At 60.7% G+C, this 22,473-nt stretch carries 26 protein-coding genes; 8 read left to right on the forward strand and 18 right to left on the reverse strand.

Going from position 1 to position 22,473, the window contains the following annotated elements; genetic code table 11:
- Window positions 1-48: 48 nt before the first annotated feature.
- Complete coding sequence (locus BM151_RS09085) at window positions 49-957, forward strand: sulfite exporter TauE/SafE family protein (RefSeq protein WP_090060226.1); 909 nt, start codon at window positions 49-51, stop codon at window positions 955-957.
- Complete coding sequence (locus BM151_RS09090) at window positions 957-1,700, forward strand: TIGR02186 family protein (RefSeq protein ID WP_177213080.1); 744 nt, start codon at window positions 957-959, stop codon at window positions 1,698-1,700. The genes BM151_RS09085 and BM151_RS09090 overlap by 1 nt, the downstream gene beginning before the upstream one ends.
- 18 nt (window positions 1,701-1,718) lie before the next feature.
- On the opposite strand, the gene BM151_RS09095 is transcribed toward BM151_RS09090, so the two are convergent.
- The 5 genes from BM151_RS09095 to ccrA all read right to left on the reverse strand — a co-directional run bounded on the left by BM151_RS09095 (window position 1,719) and on the right by ccrA (window position 6,628).
- Window positions 1,719-3,284: an ATP-dependent DNA helicase gene (locus tag BM151_RS09095; protein WP_090060229.1), complete on the reverse strand. Its 1,566-nt coding sequence runs from the start codon at window positions 3,282-3,284 to the stop codon at window positions 1,719-1,721.
- Between the two features lie 53 nt (window positions 3,285-3,337).
- Entirely contained in the window at window positions 3,338-3,976 is a 639-nt protein-coding gene (locus BM151_RS09100; RefSeq protein ID WP_090060230.1) for an acyl-homoserine-lactone synthase, read from the reverse strand.
- 183 nt (window positions 3,977-4,159) lie between these two features.
- A complete protein-coding gene (locus tag BM151_RS09105) occupies window positions 4,160-4,873 on the reverse strand; it encodes a helix-turn-helix transcriptional regulator (protein ID WP_090060232.1) in 714 nt (237 codons plus the stop codon).
- Window positions 4,827-5,036, reverse strand: coding sequence for a hypothetical protein (locus BM151_RS21440; RefSeq protein WP_143093079.1), 210 nt, complete (start codon window positions 5,034-5,036; stop codon window positions 4,827-4,829). Before BM151_RS21440 ends, BM151_RS09105 begins: the two co-directional genes overlap by 47 nt.
- 311 nt (window positions 5,037-5,347) lie before the next feature.
- Window positions 5,348-6,628: a crotonyl-CoA carboxylase/reductase gene (ccrA, locus tag BM151_RS09110; RefSeq protein WP_090060234.1), complete on the reverse strand. Its 1,281-nt coding sequence runs from the start codon at window positions 6,626-6,628 to the stop codon at window positions 5,348-5,350.
- 388 nt (window positions 6,629-7,016) lie between these two features.
- On the opposite strand from ccrA, the gene BM151_RS09115 reads away from it, so the two are divergent.
- The 4 genes from BM151_RS09115 (at window position 7,017) to BM151_RS09130 (ending at window position 11,186) form a co-directional block, all read left to right on the forward strand.
- The gene (locus BM151_RS09115; RefSeq protein ID WP_090060742.1) at window positions 7,017-8,987 is read left to right on the forward strand and encodes a protein meaA; all 1,971 of its coding nucleotides are present in this window, start codon (window positions 7,017-7,019) and stop codon (window positions 8,985-8,987) included.
- A 54-nt stretch (window positions 8,988-9,041) separates the two neighbouring features.
- The gene (locus BM151_RS09120) at window positions 9,042-9,317 is read left to right on the forward strand and encodes an acylphosphatase (RefSeq protein ID WP_090060235.1); all 276 of its coding nucleotides are present in this window, start codon (window positions 9,042-9,044) and stop codon (window positions 9,315-9,317) included.
- A gap of 78 nt (window positions 9,318-9,395) precedes the next feature.
- Window positions 9,396-10,106 carry a purine-nucleoside phosphorylase gene (gene deoD, locus BM151_RS09125; RefSeq protein ID WP_090060237.1) on the forward strand — a complete coding sequence of 237 codons (711 nt, stop codon included), beginning with the start codon at window positions 9,396-9,398 and terminating at the stop codon, window positions 10,104-10,106.
- Window positions 10,107-10,196: 90 nt separating this feature from the next.
- On the forward strand, window positions 10,197-11,186 hold the full coding sequence (locus tag BM151_RS09130) for an aldo/keto reductase (RefSeq protein ID WP_342714561.1): 990 nt from the start codon (window positions 10,197-10,199) through the stop codon (window positions 11,184-11,186).
- A gap of 417 nt (window positions 11,187-11,603) precedes the next feature.
- Here the strand turns inward: BM151_RS09130 and BM151_RS21620 are convergent, their stop codons facing one another.
- The 4 genes from BM151_RS21620 to BM151_RS09145 all read right to left on the reverse strand — a co-directional run bounded on the left by BM151_RS21620 (window position 11,604) and on the right by BM151_RS09145 (window position 13,716).
- Window positions 11,604-11,774: a hypothetical protein gene (locus tag BM151_RS21620; protein WP_177213081.1), complete on the reverse strand. Its 171-nt coding sequence runs from the start codon at window positions 11,772-11,774 to the stop codon at window positions 11,604-11,606.
- Between the two features lie 146 nt (window positions 11,775-11,920).
- On the reverse strand, window positions 11,921-12,124 hold the full coding sequence (locus tag BM151_RS09135; protein WP_245781160.1) for a hypothetical protein: 204 nt from the start codon (window positions 12,122-12,124) through the stop codon (window positions 11,921-11,923).
- Window positions 12,125-12,215: 91 nt separating this feature from the next.
- On the reverse strand, window positions 12,216-12,890 hold the full coding sequence (locus BM151_RS09140; RefSeq protein WP_090060238.1) for a sulfotransferase: 675 nt from the start codon (window positions 12,888-12,890) through the stop codon (window positions 12,216-12,218).
- Complete coding sequence (locus tag BM151_RS09145) at window positions 12,868-13,716, reverse strand: urea carboxylase-associated family protein (protein ID WP_090060240.1); 849 nt, start codon at window positions 13,714-13,716, stop codon at window positions 12,868-12,870. Before BM151_RS09145 ends, BM151_RS09140 begins: the two co-directional genes overlap by 23 nt.
- Before the next feature lie 284 nt (window positions 13,717-14,000).
- Between BM151_RS09145 and BM151_RS09150 the strand changes: the two genes are divergently transcribed.
- The gene (locus BM151_RS09150) at window positions 14,001-14,603 is read left to right on the forward strand and encodes a VPLPA-CTERM sorting domain-containing protein (RefSeq protein WP_090060242.1); all 603 of its coding nucleotides are present in this window, start codon (window positions 14,001-14,003) and stop codon (window positions 14,601-14,603) included.
- A 111-nt stretch (window positions 14,604-14,714) separates the two neighbouring features.
- Here the strand turns inward: BM151_RS09150 and BM151_RS09155 are convergent, their stop codons facing one another.
- The 9 genes from BM151_RS09155 to BM151_RS09195 all read right to left on the reverse strand — a co-directional run bounded on the left by BM151_RS09155 (window position 14,715) and on the right by BM151_RS09195 (window position 21,509).
- A complete protein-coding gene (locus BM151_RS09155; protein ID WP_090060243.1) occupies window positions 14,715-15,494 on the reverse strand; it encodes a succinate dehydrogenase iron-sulfur subunit in 780 nt (259 codons plus the stop codon).
- A gap of 11 nt (window positions 15,495-15,505) precedes the next feature.
- Window positions 15,506-15,829: a hypothetical protein gene (locus tag BM151_RS09160; RefSeq protein ID WP_090060244.1), complete on the reverse strand. Its 324-nt coding sequence runs from the start codon at window positions 15,827-15,829 to the stop codon at window positions 15,506-15,508.
- Window positions 15,829-17,637, reverse strand: coding sequence for a succinate dehydrogenase flavoprotein subunit (gene sdhA, locus BM151_RS09165; RefSeq protein ID WP_090060246.1), 1,809 nt, complete (start codon window positions 17,635-17,637; stop codon window positions 15,829-15,831). The genes BM151_RS09160 and sdhA overlap by 1 nt, the downstream gene beginning before the upstream one ends.
- A gap of 13 nt (window positions 17,638-17,650) precedes the next feature.
- Window positions 17,651-18,022: a succinate dehydrogenase, hydrophobic membrane anchor protein gene (locus BM151_RS09170; RefSeq protein WP_090060247.1), complete on the reverse strand. Its 372-nt coding sequence runs from the start codon at window positions 18,020-18,022 to the stop codon at window positions 17,651-17,653.
- Between the two features lie 10 nt (window positions 18,023-18,032).
- A complete protein-coding gene (gene sdhC, locus BM151_RS09175; RefSeq protein ID WP_090060249.1) occupies window positions 18,033-18,422 on the reverse strand; it encodes a succinate dehydrogenase, cytochrome b556 subunit in 390 nt (129 codons plus the stop codon).
- 365 nt (window positions 18,423-18,787) lie between these two features.
- On the reverse strand, window positions 18,788-19,819 hold the full coding sequence (locus BM151_RS09180) for a MaoC family dehydratase (RefSeq protein WP_090060250.1): 1,032 nt from the start codon (window positions 19,817-19,819) through the stop codon (window positions 18,788-18,790).
- A gap of 29 nt (window positions 19,820-19,848) precedes the next feature.
- Window positions 19,849-20,052 (reverse strand): DUF1737 domain-containing protein, encoded by a 204-nt coding sequence (locus BM151_RS09185; RefSeq protein WP_090060252.1) that lies wholly within the window; start codon window positions 20,050-20,052, stop codon window positions 19,849-19,851.
- 10 nt (window positions 20,053-20,062) lie between these two features.
- Window positions 20,063-20,614, reverse strand: coding sequence for an NnrU family protein (locus tag BM151_RS09190; protein ID WP_090060253.1), 552 nt, complete (start codon window positions 20,612-20,614; stop codon window positions 20,063-20,065).
- A gap of 28 nt (window positions 20,615-20,642) precedes the next feature.
- On the reverse strand, window positions 20,643-21,509 hold the full coding sequence (locus BM151_RS09195) for an HpcH/HpaI aldolase/citrate lyase family protein (RefSeq protein ID WP_090060255.1): 867 nt from the start codon (window positions 21,507-21,509) through the stop codon (window positions 20,643-20,645).
- Between the two features lie 650 nt (window positions 21,510-22,159).
- Here BM151_RS09195 and BM151_RS09200 point away from each other — a divergent pair.
- Entirely contained in the window at window positions 22,160-22,468 is a 309-nt protein-coding gene (locus tag BM151_RS09200) for a hypothetical protein (protein ID WP_090060256.1), read from the forward strand.
- Window positions 22,469-22,473: the final 5 nt, after the last annotated feature.

The raw sequence follows: 22,473 nt of genomic DNA on the forward strand, positions 1-22,473 counted from the left end.
CAGGAAAATCAATGCATTCCTGAGAAAAGACGCCGCGAGAGCCAGCACATGCAGATTTTCCTTCCCATCGCAGAGGTTTCGGTGAATGCCTTCACCCTTCTGGGGCTGGGCGGCATCGTCGGGGTGCTCTCCGGCATGTTCGGCGTCGGCGGCGGTTTCCTGATCACGCCTCTGCTGTTCTTCGTCGGCATCCCGCCGGCGGTCGCCGTGGCCACCTCCGCCAATCAGATCGTCGCCTCCTCGGTCTCCGGTGTGCTGGCGCATTTCAAACGCAAGACGGTCGATCTGAAAATGGGCCTCGTGCTTTTGGCCGGCGGTCTCGTCGGTTCCGCCATCGGCATCCAGATTTTCAACATTCTCAAGGCCATGGGTCAGGTCGATCTGCTGGTCACCCTGTGCTACGTGGTGTTTCTCGGCATCATCGGTTTTCTCATGCTGATCGAATCCTTGCGCGCGATCAAACGTGCCAAGGGGCGCCCGGGCGGTCGGCCTGAGCGCAAGAAACATCTCTGGGTCCACACCCTGCCCTTCAAGATGAAATTCCGTGCCTCCGGGCTCTATATCTCCGCCATCCCGCCGATCGGGGTCGGCGTCATGGTCGGCATGCTCGGTGCGGTGATGGGCGTTGGCGGGGGGTTCATCATGGTGCCGGCGATGATCTATATCCTCGGCATGCCCACCAAGGTGGTGATCGGCACCTCGCTGTTCCAGATCATTTTCACCGCCGGCTTCACCACCCTGCTGCACGCTTACACCAACCACACGGTGGATGTGCTCCTGGCGTTTCTGTTGCTCGTGGGCGGCGTGATCGGGGCACAGATCGGCACTCAGATCGGGCTCAAGCTCAAGGCCGAACAACTGCGCATCCTTCTCGCGCTTCTGGTGCTGGCGGTCTGTCTCAAGCTCGGGATCGACCTGTTGATCCCGCCCAAAGACCTCTATTCGCTGGGGGCCTGATGTCTCGTTTGCTTGCCCTCATCGCCCTGTTGCTCCTGCCACTGTCGGCCCAGGCCGAACAGGTGGTCGCCGCGCTGTCGCAGACCCGGGTCTCGGTCAACGCGAATTTCGACGGTTCGGAAATCCTCGTCTTTGGCGCGATCAAACGGGACAAGCCGGCGCCCGAGGGCGAACCGCTGGACGTGATCATCACCGTCGCCGGCCCCGAACGGGTCGAAACCATCCGGCGCAAGGACCGGCGTTTCGGCATCTGGATCAATGTCGAGGCCGAGGTGATCGGCCATACCCCGACCTTCTACACGGTCGCCACGACCCGCCCGCTCGACGACGTCCTGCCGCGTCTCACCGATGCGCTGTGGAAGATCACCGCCGACAACCGAATCCTGCCGGGCCTGCGCGGCACGCCCGCCCGGGATGCGCTGATCCGCATCCGCCACAAGGACGATCTCTATCGCACCCGCGAGGGCGAGGTTTCACTGGTACAGGACACGTTGTTCGACACCGCCATCGCGCTTCCGGCCAATATCGTCGAAGGCGCCTATACCACGCGGATCTTCCTTTTGCGCGGCGGCGAGGTGATCGACAGCTACGGCACATCGATCAATGTGCAAAAGGTCGGGATCGAACGCTGGCTCTACATGCTGGCCTATGACAACGCGCTGATCTATGGCCTTCTGGCGCTGGCGGTGGCCGGGCTGTCCGGTTGGGGCGCCTCCGCCCTGTTCCGGCTGATCCGACGCTGAGCCCTCTGGCGACTCTGCCTAGAAAAAACCGCCCTGAGCCTGATCCGTCTCGGCCTCGAGCGTCAAGGGCGCCGCGGTCTTGGCGGTCAGATCGGCGACCGTCAGCGGCCCCGAAGGCTTCGCCAGACGCGCCTTTGTCACCCACAAGAGCCGGGTTTGCGCCCGGGTGATCGCCACATAGGCCAGACGTTTCCACAGCGGAATGCCCGCCTCCATCCGCCCGACCCGCGCCGCGGCGTAGAGATCCGGGGCAAAGACCTGAACATCATCCCATTGCGAACCCTGCGCCTTGTGAATGGTCACCGCAGCCCCGTGCAGAAAGGCCGCGCCCATGCGGGCAGCATAGGGGATGAACGGCTCTTCCTCGTCCGGCATTTCGATCTTCACGATCGAGGCCGCCGAGATATTCGGGTCTTCCGCCCCCATGACATGGAGCCGCGAGAACCCCGGCTTGCGCCCCGGGCCGAGATAGACCACCTGCGCGCCCTTGATCAGGCCCCGCGCCTCAAGATCCAGCCGCTTCTTGCGATGTTTCATCGGCAGCTCGATGCCGTCGCAGATCAGCGGTTCGCCGGGCAAAAGCGCATCCGCCGGCGCGTCGAAGACATTGCGAAACGCCTGAATGAGCCGGATCCGCGTGGCATTGCGCCAGACGAGAACGGGCGAGCGCGCCATCAGATCGCTTTCGACCCGCTGGGCATAGACCACGCGCTCGTCCTTGCGCGCCGCCTCCTCGATCATCCGTTCGAATTGCTCGAAGCCCAATTGCGGGTCCGCCAGCGCATGGGCGAGATCGAGGATCGGGCTGTCCGCCTCCTGCCGGTGAATCCGGTGCAGGATATGTTGTTTTTCCTCCGGCAGGGCCTCGAACACCATGGAACCGGATTGGTTCACTGGCGCCAGCTGCGCCGGGTCGCCGAACAGCACGAGGGTCGGAAAGATCTCCTGCAAGTCCTCGAACTGGCGGGTGTCGAGCATCGAGCTTTCATCGATGAACCCGATGTCGAGCGGGTCCTCGCGCCGTTTCCAGCCGGTGATGAAATCCGAACCTCTGAGCCCCGCCGCCGCCAGCGCCCCGGGGATGGATTTGTTGTTCTGGTAGAACCCATAGGCGCGATCGAGCGCCTCATCCGTCAGCCCTTCGATCTCCAGACCTTCGATATCGGGCCGGTCGCCATTGCCGGCCAGCCAGTCGGCGATTTTCTCGTAATTCGGTTCATAGACCGGGGTGTAGAGGATACGGTGAATCGTGGTCGCCGGCACGCCGCGGTTGCGCAGCACCGAAGCCGCCTTGTTGGTCGGAGCCAAAATGGCCAGCGTGCGGCGATCCTTGCGTTTCTTGCCTTCGTAATCGCCCGAGACGATCTCGACCCCGATCTCCTCGAGCGCCTTGTAAAGCTGGGCCAGAAGCAGCGTCTTGCCGGAACCGGCCTTGCCGATCACCGCACAGAGCTGGGTCTTGTCGCTGCCCAGAGGGGTCAAAATACCATCGTCGAGATCGATCCCCACGCGCAGCAGCATGGCGCCGATGGCATCATAGGCCTCGGCCTGATCTTCGGAAAATCTGAGCACGGTCTCTGTCATGCGGCGACCCTACAGGGCCGCCACAGGCTTCGCCAGTGCTGACGCGCATCCGATCAGGCGATCGCACGCAGATCGGGAATCGGACGATGTTCGAAGGCCTCGTGGAACCAGCGCTTCGAGGTCTCGCGGTCGATCCCGGCACGGTCGAGCGTCGGTTCGAAAACATCCTCGTGCATGTCCCAGAGCCCGACCCCGATCGCCTCGCGCCCCTCGCCGGTCCGGCCCAGTACATCGGGAACCAGCCCCATGAGACTGTAGATCCGCTCCATGCGCGGATCGAACACACCGACGAAATGCTCGAGGTGGAACTCTTCCATGATCTCACCCGCGCCAAGGGTCAAAGCTGCGGTCACTTGACGATCCGCCCCCGGGGCAAGGCAAAAACGTGTGCATTCCCAGATGAACGGGCTTTCGATCCGAACCCCGTCGGTGAGATGCAGGAAGTGGTCGTTCACCATGGTGTCGCCAGTGGTGGGCAGGAACCGCATCGAGCCGCCATGGGTGCCATCGGGCTTTTCCCAGATCACATAGAGCGGGTTCATGTCATCATATTCGTCGCGCTCCTCGCCGGCCTCGTTCACATGCACGTCCCATCCGAGACGGCGTTTGAACTGGTCGGCGCGGTCCTGGAACATGGTGTCGCGCAAGAGGGGGTACTGATAAAGGTCGTTTGCGTAAATATAGCGTAGCATTGGGGAGTGCTCCTATCTCTGTCAGATGAGAGAGACGCTATCCACCAATTATTAACCATATCCTAGCAACCCCCCGTTGATTGAATTCAGGGCCACTTTGCCAGAAGTTGACGCTACGTCATTTGACTAAAAATTAATCATAGTTAACATACGACAGGAAAAAACGCCGGCTTCCGGGAAATTTCAGACGATAATCAAGCCCATGGAAAGCGCCCGGGCCACCGCGTGAGTCGTGTTCATCGCGCCAAGCTTGTGGCGCGCCGATTCGACATAGACCCGCAGCGTGTGCTCGGAAATGCCCATTTCCGACGCCGCCTGCCCCCGGCTCAACCCTTTGGCAATATGCGTAATCGCGGCGGCTTCCCGCGGCGACAAGGACGGACAGGCTTGGCCCTCTTCATGGGAATCGAAAGCCAGAGCTTTCTTGTTGAACTCATGCGCGATCACCATCAGATCCCGCTCGTAGCGCGCGATCACACGCTCCCAGGCCGCATCCGAAACATCGCCATTGAGGGTAAACAGCGCGAACTGGCCATTGGGTCCGCGAATGGGGATGGTCCAGCCCTGATTGCCAACCCCATAGTCGAGCGCATCGCGGAAAAACGCTTTCGCGGCTTTCGACGACCAGTCGAGTTGCTTCCAGTTGACGGGGGTAAATCTTTGGAAACAGCCAAAGATGACCGGATCCATGCGTAGGTAATCTTTTTCGAGGTAGCGATCGACCCATTCCGAAGAATAGGTGCCTGCGCCAAATCTCTCTCCCACGCTGTTTACCCAATGATAAACAACATGAGTAACCTTCAGGAGATCGCGCAGCCTGACGGTCGCGTCCTGAAATTCAGCGAAATCATCAACTTGCTGGATGTCCTCCAGAAAGTTTTGCAACTCCGTCGTCATGTACCCCCACCCGGTTCGAAAGCGCCTCCGAATCCTTTTTCGACAGCTCTGCTGCGACCACAAGACAGGCATCCGAAAGTTGTTCGGCGCTGGCTTTCAACCCGTTTTGTTCCGCGAATGTCCGCAGATCCGTGAGTACATCAAGAATCCAATCGTTGCGCATGTAAACCCTCTTTTCCCTGCTCTGGTAGATACATTTTCAAAATTAGACATAAGTTTCGCATTTTGAAATTCGCGTTTTTACCCTCCCCAAAAATAGCGAGGTGTGGAACTGTAACCCCCTGAAATAAAATATCTCGTTAACTTTCACGCACTTGCCACCGGCCTTCCGGGGGCCTGCCGGCGCGGATCGCGTTATGCTAAAGGTTAACGCCATTCCCGATCATGGCACAAAGGCAACGGTCACGAAAAAAGCCCCGCCCGGGACAAACCGGGCGGGGCGATCAGAAATCCCCTCGTCGAGAGCAAGATGCCTTATTTTCCGGCGTCCAGCACATCCTGCAGGGTGTGCAGCCCCTCTTTCGGCGCCTGAACCAACACCGCCATATTGCCGGGTTTATGTTGATTCTTCAGCATTTTCATATGCGCGGCCGGGATCTCGTCCCAGGGGAAGACCTCGGACATGCAAGGATCGATGCGCTTTTCGATCATCAGCTTGTTCGCGGCGGCCGCCTGTTTCAGATGCGCGAAATGCGAGCCCTGCAAACGCTTCTGGTGCATCCAGATATAGCGCACATCGAAGGTGCAGTTGAAACCGGAGGTCCCGGCACAGATCACCACCATACCGCCCTTCTTGCAGACGAAAGAGGAGACCGGGAAGGTCGCTTCGCCCGGGTGCTCAAAGACGATGTCGACATTGTTGCCCTTGCCGGTGAATTCCCAGATCGCCTTGCCGAACTTGCGGGTCTCGTTGAACCATTCCTTATATTCCGGCGTGTTCACCGTCGGCAGCTGGCCCCAGCAGTTGAAATCCTTGCGGTTGATCACGCCCTTGGCGCCCAGCCCCATGACAAACTCGCGCTTGTCCTCGTCCGAGATCACACCGATGGCATTGCCGCCAGCCGCATTGATCAGCTGGATCGCGAAAGAGCCCAAGCCCCCCGAGGCGCCCCAGACCAGAACGTTCTGACCCGGTTTCAGCTCATGCGGGTGATGGCCGAACAGCATCCGGTAGGCGGTCGCCAGCGTCAGCGTGTAACAGGCGCTCTCTTCCCAGGTGAGATGTTGCGGACGCGGCAAGAGCTGCTGCGCCTGCACCCGGGTGAACTGCGCAAAAGAGCCATCCGGGGTCTCATAGCCCCAGATCCGCTGGCTGGGCGAGAACATCGGGTCGCCACCGTTGCACTCCTCGTCATCGCCATCGTCCTGATTGCAGTGGATCACCACCTCATCGCCGACTTTCCAGTTCTTCACCTTGTCGCCCACGGCCCAGACGATACCGGACGCATCGGAACCGGCGATGTGATATTCGGCGCCATGGCCGTCAAAAGGCGAGATCGGCACGCCGAGACCGGCCCAGATGCCGTTGTAGTTCACCCCGGCGGCCATCACCAGGACGAGCACCTCGTGGCTGTCGAGCGCGGGCGTGTCGACCACCTCGTTCTTGAAGGATGTTTCCGGCTCGCCGTGACGCTCGCGGCGGATCGCCCAGGCGTACATTTTCGGCGGCACATAGCCCATCGGCGGGATTTCCCCGATCTCGTAGAGCTCTTTCTCTTCGGCCTGGTAGGCCGGCTGGTTCGTATCGAGCGCCATGTCTCTCTCCTCCATATTCTGTCGCGACCCCCCCCACCGCTACATGGTTTACGGACCGGGGGCCCCGTGCTTTCCCAGAGTTGCGCCGCAACGCAGAATCGCACGATCTCTGACATGGTGATACGCCCCGCAAAGTAATTATGCAATGCTAACGCAATCAATTTTGTAATTTTATAACCGAGCAAACGCAGAAAATTTGTAAAACCCCAATAAAACAAGGGAATTACATCGAAATCTTCCAGGAAATATAATTTCACCCCATGCAAATACGTGAAATTTTCCTGCTCCGCCGCGTTGCGGCGAATTGACATTGGCACAATATTCCACGCATAACATCGACTGAGTAATATTCTTGCACGACATGAATGGGAGGTTTGCGATGACCGGCATGACAGAAGAGGTGAAAAAGGACCGTCCGTGGTTGTTCCGCACCTATGCGGGTCACTCGACCGCGAAAGCGTCGAATGCGCTCTATCGCACCAACCTCTCGAAAGGCCAGACCGGGCTTTCCGTCGCCTTCGACCTGCCGACCCAAACCGGCTATGACAGCGACCACGAACTCTCCAAGGGCGAGGTCGGCAAGGTCGGTGTGCCCGTCGCGCATCTGGGCGACATGCGCATGCTGTTCGACCAGATCCCGCTCGAACAGATGAACACCTCGATGACGATCAACGCCACCGCGCCGTGGTTGCTGGCGCTCTATATCGCCGTGGCCGAGGAACAGGGCGCCGATGTCTCGAAGCTTCAGGGCACGGTGCAAAATGACATCATCAAGGAATACCTGTCGCGCGGGACTTACGTCTGCCCGCCGCGCCCGTCGCTGCGGATGATCACCGATGTCGCCGCCTACACGCGCGAACACCTGCCGAAATGGAACCCGATGAACGTCTGTTCCTACCACCTGCAGGAAGCCGGCGCGACACCGGAACAGGAACTGGCCTTTGCCTTAGCCACGGCCATCGCCGTGCTGGACGACCTGAAAGAGAAAGTCCCCGCCGAGGCCTTCCCGGCCATGGTCGGGCGGATCTCGTTCTTCGTGAATGCCGGCATCCGCTTTGTCACCGAAATGTGCAAGATGCGCGCTTTTGTCGAGCTCTGGGATGAGATCACTCGCGAGCGCTATGGCGTCGAGGACCCGAAATTCCGCCGTTTCCGCTACGGGGTGCAGGTCAACTCGCTGGGTCTCACCGAACAGCAGCCGGAAAACAACGTCTACCGTATCCTGATCGAGATGCTGGCGGTGACGCTCAGCAAGAACGCCCGCGCCCGCGCGGTACAGCTCCCGGCCTGGAACGAGGCACTTGGCCTGCCCCGCCCGTTCGATCAGCAATGGTCGCTCAGGATGCAACAGATCTTCGCCTATGAGACGGATCTGTTGGAATATGGCGACCTGTTCGACAACAACCCGGCGGTCGAAGGCAAGGTCGCGGCGCTGAAAGCCGGCGCGCTGGAAGAGCTGAAAACGCTCGACGGCATGGGCGGCGCCATCGATGCGATCGAATATATGAAATCGCGCCTGGTGGAGGCCAATGCCGAGCGCATCGCCAAGATCGAGGCCGGCGACACGGTGGTGGTCGGGGTCAACAAATGGACCACGGGCGAACCTTCGCCGCTCACCGCCGGTGATGGCGGCATCATGAAAGCCGATCCGGAGGCCGAGGCCGATCAGGTCGCCCGTCTCTCCGCCTGGCGTGAAAGCCGCGATGAGGCGGCGGTGCAAGCGGCATTGAAGGAGCTGCGCGAAGCGGCGGCCAGCGGCACCAATGTCATGCCCGCCTCTATCAAGGCGGCGAAAGCCGGCGCCACCACCGGCGAATGGGGCGACGTTGTGCGCGCCGCCTTCGGCCAGTATCGCGGCCCGACAGGTGTGTCGGCGAACCCGTCGAACCGCACCGAGGGCTTGGACGAAATTCGCGAAGAGGTCGCGCGTGTCTCCACCGCTCTGGGCCGCAAGCTCAAGTTCCTCGTCGGAAAGCCGGGCCTCGACGGCCATTCGAACGGCGCCGAACAGATCGCCGCGCGGGCCCGCGACTGTGGTATGGAGATCGCCTATGAGGGCATTCGTCTGACGCCCGGCGAGATTGTCGAAGCGGCACGTGCGGATGGCGCCGACGTGGTCGGCCTGTCGATCCTGTCTGGCTCGCATATCCCGCTGATCGAGGATCTCATGGCTCAGATGCGCGACGCGGGTCTCGGCCATATTCCGGTCGTGGTCGGCGGCATCATCCCGGAAGAGGATGCGACATCGCTCCTGGCGATGGGGGTGGCCCGGGTCTACACGCCCAAGGATTTCGAACTGAACCGCATCATGTTCGACATCGTCGCGCTGGTCGATCCGGCGTCTCAGGCCGCTGAATAGCTGCGAACAGGGCGGCACACTGGAAATATCCTTCCGGGGCGCTACCTTTAGGGGATGAAACGCATCGCCAGACATGTTCGGATTCTGGGGAAGGTTCAGGGCGTCGCCTATCGCGCCTGGACCAAGAGTTTTGCCGACAGCGAAGGCATCACCGGCTGGGTCCGCAACGAGGTCGACGGGTCGGTCGCCGCACTGCTGTGCGGGGCGGAAGAGCCGGTGGAACGGTTGTTGAGCGCCATGTGGGAAGGCCCCGGCGCCGCCGCTGTCCGCGAGGTTCAGGTCAGCCACGCCATGGAAAACGTCACCAGCGGGTTTGAAATTCTGCACTGATTTACGCAGCGAGGTCGCTTGCCCTTTGCGCCCCAGCCTATAGGCTGTCGGCGTTTCAGATGGCACGGAGATTTGCACATGCCCACCCCCCATATCAGCGCCAAGCCCGGCGATATTGCCGAAACCGTTTTGATGCCCGGCGATCCCTATCGCGCCAAATGGGCGGCGGAAAATTTCCTCGAGGATGCCGTTCTGGTCAATGAGGTGCGCGGCATGCTGGGCTTTACCGGCACCTATAAGGGCAACCGCGTCACCATCCACGGCTCCGGCATGGGCATGCCGTCGCTGTCGATCTATGCCAATGAGCTGATTTCCGAGTATGGCGCCAAGACGCTGATCCGCATCGGCTCCTGCGGCGCAATGCAGGAGAATATCAAGGTGCGCGACGTGGTGATCGCGATGACCGCGACGACCCAGGGCACCACCCCCTCAGGCGGGTTCTTCAAGGAAATCAACTATGCGCCCTGCGCCGATTATGGCCTGTTGGAGGCCGCCGTCGCCTCGGCCCGCAAAAAGGACACCGGCGTCCATGTCGGCAATATCTACTCCTCCGACGTGTTCTATGCCGAGCGTCCCGATCTCGATGAGGTGATGATCCGCCACGGCATCCTCGGCGTCGAGATGGAAGCGGCCGAGCTTTACACGGTCGCCGCCCGCCACGGCGTGCGCGCGCTGGGTGTGATGACCGTCTCGGACCACCTGATCACCCATGAGGCCCTGCCTTCGGACCAGCGCGAAAAGAGCTTTGGCGACATGGTCGAGATCGCGCTCGAAGCGGCCTTCGCCTGAGGCTGGATTTTTCTGCGCATGCAAACTAACTAAAACGGGCCGCCCCTTCCGGGCGGCCTTATCCATTCAAGACGAGACAGGAGGACATCCATGTCCATGCCCAAACGCCAGCTTGGCGCACATGGCCCGATGGTGGGCGCAATCGGCTTCGGTTGCATGAGCTTTGCCGGGTTCTTCGGCACCGCCGATGATGAGACCTCGCTCGAGACCCTAGCCGCCGCCGAGGCCGCCGGGATCGATTTCTGGGACACCGCGAATCTCTACGGCATGGGCCGGTCCGAACGCATCGTCGGGCAGTATCTCAAGGAAACCGGGGCGCAAGTGACGCTTGCCACCAAGGTCGGCATCATCCCTGGGCCACCGCGCGCCTTCAACAATGAAGAGGACTACATCCGCGCCGAGTTGGAGAGCTCGCTCACCAAACTGAACCGCGACAAGGTCGAGCTTTATTACATCCATCGCCGGCAACAGGAATTGCCGGTGGAGAAAGTCGCCGAAACCATGGGCAAGCTGATCGAAGAGGGGCTGATCGACGCCTGGGGCCTTTCCGAAGTGGCGCCCGCGACGATCAAACGCGCCCATAAGGTGGTGCCGGTCACGGCGGTGCAGAACGAATATTCGCTCTGGACCCGGCAGCCGGAACTCGGCGTGATCCAGACCTGCGAGGAATTGGGCATCGCCTTCATCCCCTTCTCCCCCGTCGCACGTGGCGCGCTCGGGGTTGCGGATCTCGATCCGGCCAGCTTCGATGCGGCGGACTTCCGCAAGGTGAACCCGCGTTTCATGGAGCCCAACTGGTCGGAAAATCTCGACTATATCCACGCCTTCCGCGCCTATGCCGAGACAAAAGGCGTCACCGCCCCGGCCTTGGCGCTGGCCTGGGTGCTGCACCAGGGTGATCATCTGATCCCGATCCCCGGCACGCGCACCAAGGAACACCTGGCCGATTGGGCCGATGCGGCAGAGATCGGCCTGTCGGAAGACGACCTCTGGGAACTCGAACAGATCCTGCCCGCCGGCTGGGCCGCAGGGGACCGCTATTCCGATATGCAGATGGTCGGAGTGGAACGCTACTGCTGAGGATCTTGGCCTCAAACTGGCCGAACAGTGGACCAAGGAGGGCTTTGCGGGACGGAGCGGACATTGATCACCGGACTGACGTGAGGGCGTGCGCCGGACCGTGGGCAGGCGCTGCAACGACTGGACGTTGCGCTTTATGCCTGCCAAGTCCGAGAAAGATCAGATCGACCACGCGAGGATGGCAATGCGCCTGACCGCCGGGACGGGTCATGCCGGAGGCATGCTTTCAGCATGACCGCACGCCCGGGCAACTGCGTTGCTATTCCGGGCGGTGGCGCGCCATTCCCAATGTCCCCAAAGGGCTCAAATCAACCCTTCGTCGATTGCGCCTCGCACACAGGCTCGCCTGAGCGATCTCTGCAAAAGAAAAGCCCCGCTCAACCGGCGGGGCTTTTTCATCTCATCACGAGGATCGGATCACTCGTAATAGGCGTACATCTGGTCGAGCACATCGAGTTTCGACGTGGAGATCTGTTCGACCTTCACCGCAACCGGCGAGCTCGGGGCATAGTATTCCAGCCAGTCGGAGACTTTCATCGTGGTCTCGTTGGTGTCAGCTTCTTTCAGTGCAACATCGTGCAGGGTCATTTCACAGGCTCCGTTCAGGGTTCGTTTCCGTTCTCCCTTGTGCACAGAGGTATGCTGGGGCGGGGCAAATGACAGCCCCCTAATGGCGCATAGTCGCCATGCGCATGCCGCAACGCAGAAAACCCAGGACGTGTGCGCGGAGCTTCTCAGAGTTTCGGCGCCGTCGCACCGCAATGTTTGGGCTCGCCCTTCTCCGTGCGGGCCTCGGCGCCGCAGACCTGACAGCGCCACAAGCGTTCATCTTGCTCCCGCCCGGTCTGGCGCCAGCGACAGTCCGAGGTCCGCTCGGTGCGCATGAAATACATGCCCAGATAGAGCGCGATCAGAATGAGGGGGATAAGAAGGATCATGGTCTTTCTCTACGCCTGCCACGCCGCGGCGCCAAGGCACAGAGCCGCGCAGCGCTCTGTTCAGAAAACCACAGGCGAGGGCGCGGGCCGGTCAGTCGAGATCGAGTTGCCGACGCAGCACTTCGCTTTGACGATTGCGGTTCTTGCGCCGCCAAAAGCCAATATCGACAATAAAATCCGGCGCCAGCCAGTCGGCGATCTTTTCCGGCCCGTCCTGGCCCAGCTCGAACCGCAGGAAGCGCGCATCACGTGTGGTGAAATAGTCCATGACCTCTCGGCTGTGCAGATCGTAATAGGCGCCCCAGGCGGCAAAGACTTCCGCCTCCGTGGCCCCCGTCAGTTTGCAGAACCGTCTGAGATAGCCGCCCTCCCCATGGGCGGCGCGCGACGCGATCCAATCGCCACGGTCGCGGGTGTTGAACAGGAAATAGGCCTCCGGATAGGCCTCGTGCAGCGAGCGAAAGAACCGGGCACCGGCGATGAAGACCCGCCCCGAGAGATGGGCGATATCGGAAAAGACCTGCACCTTTTCATAGCCATGAAACGGCGCGCGCCCGAGCGAGAGATTGGTGATCATCCGCTCGGCCAGAACCTGTTTGTCATCATCCTGCCAGTGCAGGCTTTTGTAGCCGCTCTTCGACATCATCTCGTGAAACGACAGGGTGCCGCAGCGGTTGAACCCGATCTGGATCACCATCGGCTTCGCCTGTCTCGCCTCGCTTTGCATCAGCCCCTCCCCGTTCTCACCGCCCGTGACGACGATCATAGCCGTTGGGCTCTGGAGACCGCCAGCCTTTCAACGCATCGCCCTTGGTCGCAAAAACCTCGACCAGAAGCGGATGACAGGCCGCCGTATCCGAGGAATGTTCCGCCGAACAATCGCCGCCGGGACAGGCCGAGAGCGCCCCCAGAACGTCGATCTCGGCGAAGAATTCCAGATAGTCGCCGGGACGCACCGGCGAGGCCTTCATGAAATACTGGCCGGTGTCACGGGTGAAACCGGTGCACATGAAAACGTTCAAGACGTCATGCACATGCGGCTCGGCCTCGGCCAGCGAGATCCCCAGCTCATCGGCCAGCGCCCGAGTCAGGTTTGAATGGCAGCAATGATGATACTGCCCGCCGGACAGAAGATTGTTCGTATAGGGATCGCAGCGGGTGCCGATCACATCATGGACCGAGCCGCCGTATTCATCGATCCCGTACCAGCCGAGCGTGTCATCGATGATGGTCGCCATCGGTCGCAGATGCGGGAAGCTGCTCCACATCCGCGCCCCCGCGCCCAGATGCGTGCCATGCAGCGCCCGCGTCTTGCCGGAATAGAAACGTTCGGAGAGATCGTGCGCATTCCACAGGTTGAAATCGCCGACCTGCGGACCTTCGATGCTCGAAATCCTGAAAAACTGCCCGGCTCTCGCCCGGAATGTCGCCGCCTCGCGCGGCGGCACCACCACTTCGGCAATCTTTTCCGCCCCTTCTCGGGCGCGCCGATAGAGCGCCAGATCGGGCGTTGGAAGGGTCTCTGTCGGGTAGCAAATCACGGGCGCAACGGCGCGCCGTTGATCGGCGTCATCGGGAATATAATTGGGCATTGGTCTCGTCATATCCTTCCTGAAAGAAACCGTTGCAACGGCACAGGTCCGACAGCCTTTCCTGAGGCCTGTGCTGAAAAGGGATATGCGCAAAAATTACACAAATTTCGCCATTTCAGGTGCCGTAGGGGCAATCTAGTTCATATTCCCAGCCCCAAAAGACAAAACTTTTGCCATCGTCGCCAGCGAATCGTTCATAGTTAACGGACAAATTACGTAACCAGTTGCAAGAAGCCAATCTGCCGGGTCTCCCCGCGCTTTGGCGCCCAGGGAGGAAAGCACTCATGAAGAAAATCATTCTCAGCACAGCACTTTTGGCCGGACTTGGCGCGGCGACCGTCGCCGAGGCTGCCACGATCACCGAAACCGAGAGCATCACGACCCAAGGCCAGAGCATGAGCTTTGCCACACCCGCGGCGGGATATGCCGGGGGCACGGGCACGCTGTCGATCACCCTGAACGGCGACTTCAGCACCAATTTCTACGACACAGAATATGCCGATGTCACTTTGGCACCGCTTGGCGGCACCCTGAGACTGGCGAACCTGCCCGGCAGCAACTATGTCACAAGCAATTCCATCTCCGGCCTGTCCCTGGATTCCAGCTCGGGCACCGACATGATCGTGAATTGGGATTCCCTGCTCCAATACACTTTCACCGTCAGTGCGAGCGCCATGGCGGCCCTTCTGGCCGACGACGTGTTCGACATTGCGTTTGACCTTGGCGGCGGGGTCAACCCGCATGCGGAATATGACGCCGACTTCGTCTCCTATTCGCTGGACTATACCTCCCTCCCCGCTGTGCCGCTGCCGGCCACGGCGCCGCTCCTGCTCGGGGCATTGGGCGGATTCGGTGCACTGCGCCGTCGCAGGAAAAGCCGCGGCTGATCCCGGCGAGCTCTCTTCGAGAACGCAAGTCGACACGACCAAGACAACAAAGCCCGGCCAAATGGCCGGGCTTCTCTTTTGCGGTGCTTGAGCGGTGCCTGAGGCGCTGCCTCAGTGGGCGCGTTCGAGCATCATCTTCTTGATATGCGCGATCGCCTTGGCCGGGTTGAGACCTTTCGGACAGGTTTTCGCACAGTTCATGATGGTGTGGCAGCGATAGAGCTTGAACGGGTCCTCGAGCATATCGAGACGCTCGCCGGTGGCCTCGTCGCGACTGTCGATCAGCCAGCGGTAAGCGTGCAGCAGCGCGGCCGGTCCAAGATACTTGTCGCCGTTCCACCAATAAGACGGGCAAGAGGTCGAACAGGAGGCACACATCACGCATTCATAGAGACCGTCGAGTTTCTTGCGATCCTCGATCGACTGACGCCATTCCTTTTCGGGACGGTTGGTCTTGGTCTCGAGCCAGGGCATGATCGAGGCGTGCTGGGCATAGAAATGCGTCAGATCCGGGATCAGGTCCTTGACCACGTCCATATGCGGCAGCGGGAAGATCCGCACGTCGCCCTTGATCTCGTCGAGACCGTAGATGCACGCGAGCGTGTTGATCCCGTCGATGTTCATCGCACAGGAGCCACAGATACCCTCACGGCAGGAGCGGCGGAAGGTCAGCGTCGGGTCGATCTCGTTCTTGATCTTGATCAGCGCGTCGAGAACCATCGGACCGCATTTGTCCATGTCGAGGAAATAGGTATCCACCGACGGATTCTTTTCGTCATCGGGGTTCCAGCGGTAAATCTGGAACTTGCGGACATTGGTCGCGCCTTCCGGCTTCGGCCAGGTCTTGCCCGTCACGATCTTGGAATTCTTGGGAAGGTTGAATTGAACCATCGTTTTTTCTCCTAACCGAGCAGGCCGCTCAGACCGTTCTGAGCAACGCATTTGAGAGTTTCGGGCTCGCTGGCGATTTCTGTCACCGTGGTCACCGTGCTGGAATCCACCCCAACCACCGCGGCCTTCGCGAGGCTCACAAGTTGAGATGTATTGGCATTGTCCATCACACAGTCCACGTAGAGATCGGCATCAACTCCTGGGAATTTGGAGCTGATAACCGTTTTGACGACACCTTTCGCGGCCACGCGGGTCGTGTCCTCCACCAGGGGAGAACTCTCCACGCAACCGCTCAGGATCAAAGCGGAAAGGGCAGCAAAAGCAGCCCCTCGCATCAGAATGTCCTCGCTTTCGGCGCGATCTTGGCGAGGCTGATACCACCCTCGTCCTCGGTCGTGAGCGGGGCTTCGATGATCGGGCGATAGCTGAGCTCGACCTTGTTGCCTTCGACGCGGGAGATGGTGTGGATCCGCCAGTTCTTGTCGTCACGCTCCGGATAATCCTCGTGGGCGTGCGCACCACGGCTCTCCTTGCGCGCCTCGGCCCCGTGGATGGTGGCCAACGCGTTCGGCATCAGGTTGGTGAGCTCGAGCGTTTCCATCAGATCGGAGTTCCACACGAGCGAGCGATCGGTGACATGAAGGTCATCCATTTTCGCGGCCACGGCGGTCATCTTCTCGACGCCTTCCTTGAGCGACTTGTCGGTGCGGAACACGGCGGCATCGGCCTGCATCGTGCGCTGCATCTCGAGGCGCAGTTCGGCGGTGGCGATATTGCCCTTGGCGTGGCGGATGCCGTCGAAACGATCGAAAGCCTTCTGCACGGAGGCCATGTTGAGCTCCGGGTTCGGGGATTTCTTGTCGACGACCTGACCGGCGCGGATCGCGGCGGCACGACCGAAGACAACGAGGTCGATCAGCGAGTTGGAGCCGAGACGGTTGGCACCGTGCACGGAGGCACAGCCCGCTTCGCCCACGGCCATCAGGCCCGGCACGACCGCGGTCGGATCGTCTTTCGATGGGTTGAGCACTTCGCCGTGATAGTTGGTCGGGATACCGCCCATGTTGTAATGCACGGTCGGCAGAACCGGGATCGGCTCCTTGGTCACATCCACACCGGCAAAGATCTTCGCGGATTCGGAGATGCCCGGCAGACGTTCCGCCAGCGCCTCGGCCGGAAGGTGGCTGAGGTTGAGGAAGATATGATCGCCATGTTCACCGACACCGCGGCCTTCGCGGATCTCCATGGTCATCGAGCGGGACACGTAGTCGCGCGGCGCCAGATCCTTGTAGGTCGGGGCATAGCGTTCCATGAAACGCTCGCCTTCGGAGTTGGTCAGGTAACCGCCCTCACCGCGCGCACCCTCGGTGATCAGACAGCCGGAGCCGTAGATACCGGTCGGGTGGAATTGCACGAATTCCATATCCTGAAGCGCCAGACCCGCGCGGGCCACCATGCCGCCACCGTCACCGGTGCAGGTGTGCGCCGACGTGGCGGAGAAGAAGGCACGACCATAGCCGCCGGTCGCCAGAACCACCATTTTCGCGGAGAACAGGTGGAAGGTGCCGTCATCGAGTTTCCAGCACAGCACGCCCTGACACACGCCGTCGTCGGACATGATCAGATCGATGGCGAAATATTCGATGTAAAACTCGGCTTTCTCTTTCACCGACTGGCCGTAAAGCGTGTGCAGGATCGCGTGACCGGTGCGGTCGGCGGCGGCACAGGTGCGCTGCACGGGCGGGCCTTCACCGAACTCGGTGGTGTGGCCACCAAACGGACGCTGGTAGATCTTGCCCTCTTCGGTGCGCGAGAACGGCACGCCGTAATGTTCGAGCTCGTAAACCGCCTTCGGCGCCTCACGGGCGAGGTATTCCATCGCGTCGGTGTCGCCGAGCCAGTCGGAGCCCTTGACGGTGTCATACATATGCCACTGCCAGTTGTCCGGCCCCATGTTGGAGAGCGATGCGGCGATGCCGCCCTGGGCGGCCACGGTGTGCGAGCGCGTCGGGAAGACCTTGGTCACACAGGCGGTGCGCAGCCCCTGTTCGGCCATGCCGAGCGTGGCGCGCAGGCCAGAGCCGCCGGCGCCGACGACCACGACGTCATATTCGTGAGTTTCATATTCATATGCTGCTGTCATCGTATTCTAGTCCTTACAGCGCGAGTTTCACGAGGGCGAAGAGGCCCGCTGCGATCAGGGTGTAGCAGAAGAAATTCATGCCGATGACGAGGAAGGCCCGGGTGAAACCGCCGGTGTAATCCTCGACCATCATCTGCCAGCCGCGCATCATGTGGAGCATCGACACCACGAGCGTCAGCCCGGCGACGATCGCGGGGAACGGACGGCTGTAATAGGCCACGACCTCTTCATAGGTCCCGCCCAGCGCACAGCCGAAGGTGAAAATGAACAGCGGCACCAGGATCAAGAGGCCGATCGACGAGGTGATCATGAACCAGTGGTGATCCGCACCATGATGAGCGGAACCGAGATTGGCAGCGCGTTTGCGGTCAGTGAGAAATGCCATTGTCGCCTCCTTAAACCACGAGAGCCGTGAAGATCGTCAGGACCGTGGCGCCGATGAACATCGCCCAGCCCATTTTTTCGGAAATATCGACGTCGAGGCAATAGCCAGCGTCCCAGATCAGGTGGCGAAGACCGCCGCCGAGATGGTACCAGAGCGCCCAGACGGACAGGAACATGATGATGTCCCCGAGCCAGCAGGTGATCAGTCCGTTGACGAATTCGTAATACTCGGGACCGGCGGCAGCGGCGATGAGCCACCACACAGAGAGGAACGCGGCTGCGATCAGCGCGTTGCCCGTAATCCGCACCATGACCGACGAAAGCGCGGTCATCTGGAGCCGATAGTATTTGACGAACATGAAGGGGGAAAGCGGTCGGTTGCCGCGATTCACATCAGCCATGGTGGCGTCCTTTCACGATTGATGCGGTTTGTGGTTGTTCCCCGTATGATACTTTTCATCCGCCGAGTCACCACCTGTGAGCGCTAACATTTGTGGTTTCCGGTCATTTCCGGTCGCAAAAACAAGTTATGTGATCACAAGAAACTTGCCGTGATCACAAAATTCCACATAGCGCATTTTCTGAGGTTTTTTGTAGGATTAATATGGGTATAATTTTGAATTTGCTTGATAAAAGGGCCATGCAACACCCGCATGGCCCTTTTTGCGATCACAAATTCACGCTTATGCATGGATTCCCACTGCGCGATCGTGTCTCCCCCTGCGCCCCCTCTTTGGTCTGACAGGTCGCTGCAGGGTTCTCCGGCTCAGAGCGGCACCACCGCCCAATAGTCGAGATCCAGAAGCACGTCGGGATGGTATTTCCCCTCGTCCGTTTTATAGGCAAACTCCGGCGCGCCATGTTTGTAGGCCACGAGACGCAGACGCAGCGCACCGACGCCGGGCGCCGCGGTCTCCGCCTTGTCGAGAACCTCGGTATAGGCCCGCACGGTATCGCCGGTGAAACACGGGTTGGCATGCGCGCCACCGTTGAGACCCACGATCATCTGGGCATTGGCCAACCCGTTGAACGACAGCGCCCGCGCCATCGAGATCACGTGCCCGCCATAGATCAGCCGCTTGCCATCTTCGCGATTGGTGGCGTCGAAATGCACCTTGGCGGTGTTCTGCCAGAGCCTTGTGGCCATCATGTGCTCGGCTTCCTCGATGGTCACACCATCGACATGGTCGATTTTCTCGCCCACCTCGTAATCCGCCCAGCGATGCTCCTCGCCCGCCAGAGTGAAATTGTAGCGCAGGAAATCCAGCCCTTCCGGGATCACCAGATCTTCCGGCGCCACGACCTTTGCAAGCTCCGGGATCACGGTCTCGGGCGCCGGCGCGTCGAGATTGCCTTTGCGCACCATCACCCAACGCACATATTCGAGCACCACCTCGTCATATTGGTTGAGCCCCCTGGTGCGGACATAGACCACGCCGGACTTGCCGTTGGAATTCTGCTTGAGCCCGATCACCTCGGAGACCGAGCGCAACGTGTCGCCGGGATAGACCGGTTTCAGCCAGCGCCCCTCGGCATAGCCCAGATTCGCCACGGCATTGAGGGAGATATCCGGGACGGTTTTGCCAAACACCACGTGGAAGGCGATCAGATCGTCGAGCGGGCTTTTCTCGAGCCCGCAGGTCTCGGCAAATTCATCGGAGGAATAGAGCGCATGGCGCGCCGGGTAGAGCGCATGATAGAGCGCGCGTTCGCCGCCCGACACGGTGCGCGGCACGGCGTGCTCGATCACCTGACCAATGCTGTAGTCCTCGAAAAAACGTCCCGGATTGGTTTTCATCCCTTGTCCTCCTCCATGGGCGCCTCGCGTCAGAGCGCGCCCAGTTTCACCTCGGGGGAATAATCCCCCTCGGCCTCTTTGGTGACCGCCTGGGCGCAGCGCATCTTGCCGGTGCTCGCGTCAAAGGCGTAGCTGGGCGAGCCATGAAGCACCCAGCCCTTGTTCAATGCCTCTGTCACCTTGTGACAAAAGGCGGATGTGTCCTCTTCGGTCAGCAACCTGTAGGCTTTCATATCCTGCTCCTTACATCGGGAATGGCGAGGGCCCGACCCAGCCATGGATCAGCCCGATTACGCCATAAAGCACGACGGAGGCGGCAAAGAACATGGCATCCTTGCCATAGCTGCCTTTTTCCCGGCCTTCCCAAACGGGCTCTGCGCGGTTGATCACCACGATCTCGGTGAGCGCCCAGAGAAGCAGACCGCCGAACAGGACCAGTGCCGCCAGATCGCCGTTGACCAGCAAATGCGCCACGGCCCAAAGCGCAAAGCCCAGAAGCATCGGATGACGCATGCCGGACAGGAGCGCACCGCGCTTGGGCGCCGGGCTCATCATGTAGATCGCGATCAGCACCAACAGGTTGTTCAAATGCCGCAGGAAGGCCGGCGGGGTCCAGAGGTCCACGACCGGCGCCATGCGGAACCCGATCACCATGAGGACGATCGCGACCAGAAGCGACGTGGCCACCAGCGGCGCGGTTTTCTTGTCGCCCAGCGCGGCGCGTTTGGCCGGCGCCAACCGTTTGAACAAATGGGCCCCGGCCCACAAAAGAACCCCGAGTATCAGAATAAGCATAAAATCTCCTATCCGGGGTCTGCGTCCGTTACCCCGCTGCCTGTGACATGGTCTGAATTGCGTCATGTTTCGCGAGCGTCGCCCGCGCAGTCACAATATGGAGGTTCTCGACGATTTTTCCATCGACCACCGCAACGCCCTCGCCCTTGGCCTCGGCCTCTTCAAACGCGGCAATCTGACGGCGGGCGAGATCGATCTCGGCCTCGGTCGGCGCAAAAGCGGCATTGGTGATCTCGAGCTGCGCCGGATGAATGAGCGTCTTGCCGTCAAACCCCATGTCGCGCCCCTGTTCGCATTCCGCCTTGAGCCCTTCGTCATCCTTGAAGGCATTATAGACGCCGTCGAGCGCAACGATGCCGTAAGCCCGCGCCGCAATCAGGCAGAGATGCAGCCCGCCCATCATCGGCAACCGGTCGGCGCGGAACCGGGTATTGAGCTCTTTCGCGAGATCATTGGTGCCCATGACGAATCCGGCCATGCGCGGATGGGCGGCGATCTCGGCGGCGTTGATCATGCCCAAAGGTGTTTCCATCATCGCCCAGAGCGGCACATCGGGAATGGCCCGGGCCAGTTCTTCGACCATGGCCGCGCTCTCGACCTTGGGCAGGAGAATCCCATCGATATCGGCGCCGACGAAAGCGGCCACGTCATCGCGCCCCCAGTCCGTGTCGAAACCGTTGACCCGCACGATCTTGGCGCGGTTGCCATAGCCCCCCGCCGCAATCGTCTCTTTCAACAGCACCCGAGCGTTGACCTTTTCATCGGGAGCCACCGCATCCTCGAGATCAAAGAGAATGGCGTCGCAGGCCAGCCCCTTGGCCTTTTCCAGCGCGCGTTCCTTGGAACCGGGGATATAGAGAGCCGAGCGATAGGGACGATTGGCGACTTGGGTCATTGATTCTCTTCCTCCGCAATATTGTTGCGCAAGAGGCCACAGAAACGCACCAATCCGCAAGGGTAAATTTTCCGCAGCGCAGAATTTTGCAGTTTCGAACAAGAGGAGTCCTGCCTGTCGCGCGAGGCTCTGATGCTTGCGAGATTGCCCGATGAGCCCATCCAAGGCCCTATCCGATCGCAGCTCGAATGGCCGCTTTGCTGACGGAGCGGACGTTGGCGATTTGTCTGACATGAGGGCGTGCGCCGGACCGTGGGCTGGCGCATCTGATCTCTGTGGTCTGCGATTTATGCTCACCAAATCCGATCAAGATCAATCTGTTGCACAGGGATGACAAATGCGCCCGACCGCCGGGACGGGTCATGCCGGAGGCATGCTTTCAGCATGACCGCACGCCCGGGCAACTGCGTTGCTATTCCGGGCGGTGGCACGACGTTCCCAATGTCCCCTGCGGGCGTCCTTCCACCGCCCGCACCACTCATTAACCACATTTTCAGCCCTGCGGGCGCAGTCTTATGCAATCGGACAGCACGGGAGGCGGCAGAATCGGGCAAGACGACCCGGATATCCGTTCGATCATCTGCGCGGGCAAAGCCCGCTCCACTTGCCAGACGGGAAACCCCGTCCACAGGACCGGAAAGGATAAGACGATGAAGCTTCTCTCTCTTGCCGCATTTCTGGGGTCGCTCGGATCGCTGATCGCCACCCCGGTTCTTGCGCAACAAAACTGCGGCAGCCGCGACCAGGTGCTCAATCGCCTGGAAAGCAAATATGGCGAAAGCCGCCAGTCGATCGGGCTCGCCCCCAATTCGGGCGTGGTCGAGGTCTTCGCCTCCCCCGAGACCGGCACATGGACCATCCTGATGACGCAGCCCGATGGCACGACCTGCCTGATCGCCTCCGGTCAGGCCTTCGAGGCGATGGCCGCGATCGGCGTGACCAAAGGCGACGATGTCTAGCCGAG

Origin of the sequence: Celeribacter neptunius (genome assembly GCF_900113955.1) — a bacterium.
GTDB lineage: Bacteria > Pseudomonadota > Alphaproteobacteria > Rhodobacterales > Rhodobacteraceae > Celeribacter > Celeribacter neptunius.

Excerpts from the sequence above, each read along its gene's own strand:
- BM151_RS09085 (WP_090060226.1), top strand. The coding sequence starts at position 49 with ATGCAGATTTTCCTTCCCATCGCAGAGGTTTCGGTGAATGCCTTCACC.
- BM151_RS09090 (WP_177213080.1), top strand. The coding sequence starts at position 957 with ATGTCTCGTTTGCTTGCCCTCATCGCCCTGTTGCTCCTGCCACTGTCG.
- BM151_RS09095 (WP_090060229.1), bottom strand. The coding sequence starts at position 3,284 with ATGACAGAGACCGTGCTCAGATTTTCCGAAGATCAGGCCGAGGCCTAT.
- BM151_RS09100 (WP_090060230.1), bottom strand. The coding sequence starts at position 3,976 with ATGCTACGCTATATTTACGCAAACGACCTTTATCAGTACCCCCTCTTG.
- BM151_RS09105 (WP_090060232.1), bottom strand. The coding sequence starts at position 4,873 with ATGACGACGGAGTTGCAAAACTTTCTGGAGGACATCCAGCAAGTTGAT.
- BM151_RS21440 (WP_143093079.1), bottom strand. The coding sequence starts at position 5,036 with ATGCGCAACGATTGGATTCTTGATGTACTCACGGATCTGCGGACATTC.
- ccrA (WP_090060234.1), bottom strand. The coding sequence starts at position 6,628 with ATGGCGCTCGATACGAACCAGCCGGCCTACCAGGCCGAAGAGAAAGAG.
- BM151_RS09115 (WP_090060742.1), top strand. The coding sequence starts at position 7,017 with ATGACAGAAGAGGTGAAAAAGGACCGTCCGTGGTTGTTCCGCACCTAT.
- BM151_RS09120 (WP_090060235.1), top strand. The coding sequence starts at position 9,042 with ATGAAACGCATCGCCAGACATGTTCGGATTCTGGGGAAGGTTCAGGGC.
- deoD (WP_090060237.1), top strand. The coding sequence starts at position 9,396 with ATGCCCACCCCCCATATCAGCGCCAAGCCCGGCGATATTGCCGAAACC.
- BM151_RS09130 (WP_342714561.1), top strand. The coding sequence starts at position 10,197 with ATGTCCATGCCCAAACGCCAGCTTGGCGCACATGGCCCGATGGTGGGC.
- BM151_RS21620 (WP_177213081.1), bottom strand. The coding sequence starts at position 11,774 with ATGACCCTGCACGATGTTGCACTGAAAGAAGCTGACACCAACGAGACC.
- BM151_RS09135 (WP_245781160.1), bottom strand. The coding sequence starts at position 12,124 with ATGATCCTTCTTATCCCCCTCATTCTGATCGCGCTCTATCTGGGCATG.
- BM151_RS09140 (WP_090060238.1), bottom strand. The coding sequence starts at position 12,890 with ATGATCGTCGTCACGGGCGGTGAGAACGGGGAGGGGCTGATGCAAAGC.
- BM151_RS09145 (WP_090060240.1), bottom strand. The coding sequence starts at position 13,716 with ATGCCCAATTATATTCCCGATGACGCCGATCAACGGCGCGCCGTTGCG.
- BM151_RS09150 (WP_090060242.1), top strand. The coding sequence starts at position 14,001 with ATGAAGAAAATCATTCTCAGCACAGCACTTTTGGCCGGACTTGGCGCG.
- BM151_RS09155 (WP_090060243.1), bottom strand. The coding sequence starts at position 15,494 with ATGGTTCAATTCAACCTTCCCAAGAATTCCAAGATCGTGACGGGCAAG.
- BM151_RS09160 (WP_090060244.1), bottom strand. The coding sequence starts at position 15,829 with ATGCGAGGGGCTGCTTTTGCTGCCCTTTCCGCTTTGATCCTGAGCGGT.
- sdhA (WP_090060246.1), bottom strand. The coding sequence starts at position 17,637 with ATGACAGCAGCATATGAATATGAAACTCACGAATATGACGTCGTGGTC.
- BM151_RS09170 (WP_090060247.1), bottom strand. The coding sequence starts at position 18,022 with ATGGCATTTCTCACTGACCGCAAACGCGCTGCCAATCTCGGTTCCGCT.
- sdhC (WP_090060249.1), bottom strand. The coding sequence starts at position 18,422 with ATGGCTGATGTGAATCGCGGCAACCGACCGCTTTCCCCCTTCATGTTC.
- BM151_RS09180 (WP_090060250.1), bottom strand. The coding sequence starts at position 19,819 with ATGAAAACCAATCCGGGACGTTTTTTCGAGGACTACAGCATTGGTCAG.
- BM151_RS09185 (WP_090060252.1), bottom strand. The coding sequence starts at position 20,052 with ATGAAAGCCTACAGGTTGCTGACCGAAGAGGACACATCCGCCTTTTGT.
- BM151_RS09190 (WP_090060253.1), bottom strand. The coding sequence starts at position 20,614 with ATGCTTATTCTGATACTCGGGGTTCTTTTGTGGGCCGGGGCCCATTTG.
- BM151_RS09195 (WP_090060255.1), bottom strand. The coding sequence starts at position 21,509 with ATGACCCAAGTCGCCAATCGTCCCTATCGCTCGGCTCTCTATATCCCC.
- BM151_RS09200 (WP_090060256.1), top strand. The coding sequence starts at position 22,160 with ATGAAGCTTCTCTCTCTTGCCGCATTTCTGGGGTCGCTCGGATCGCTG.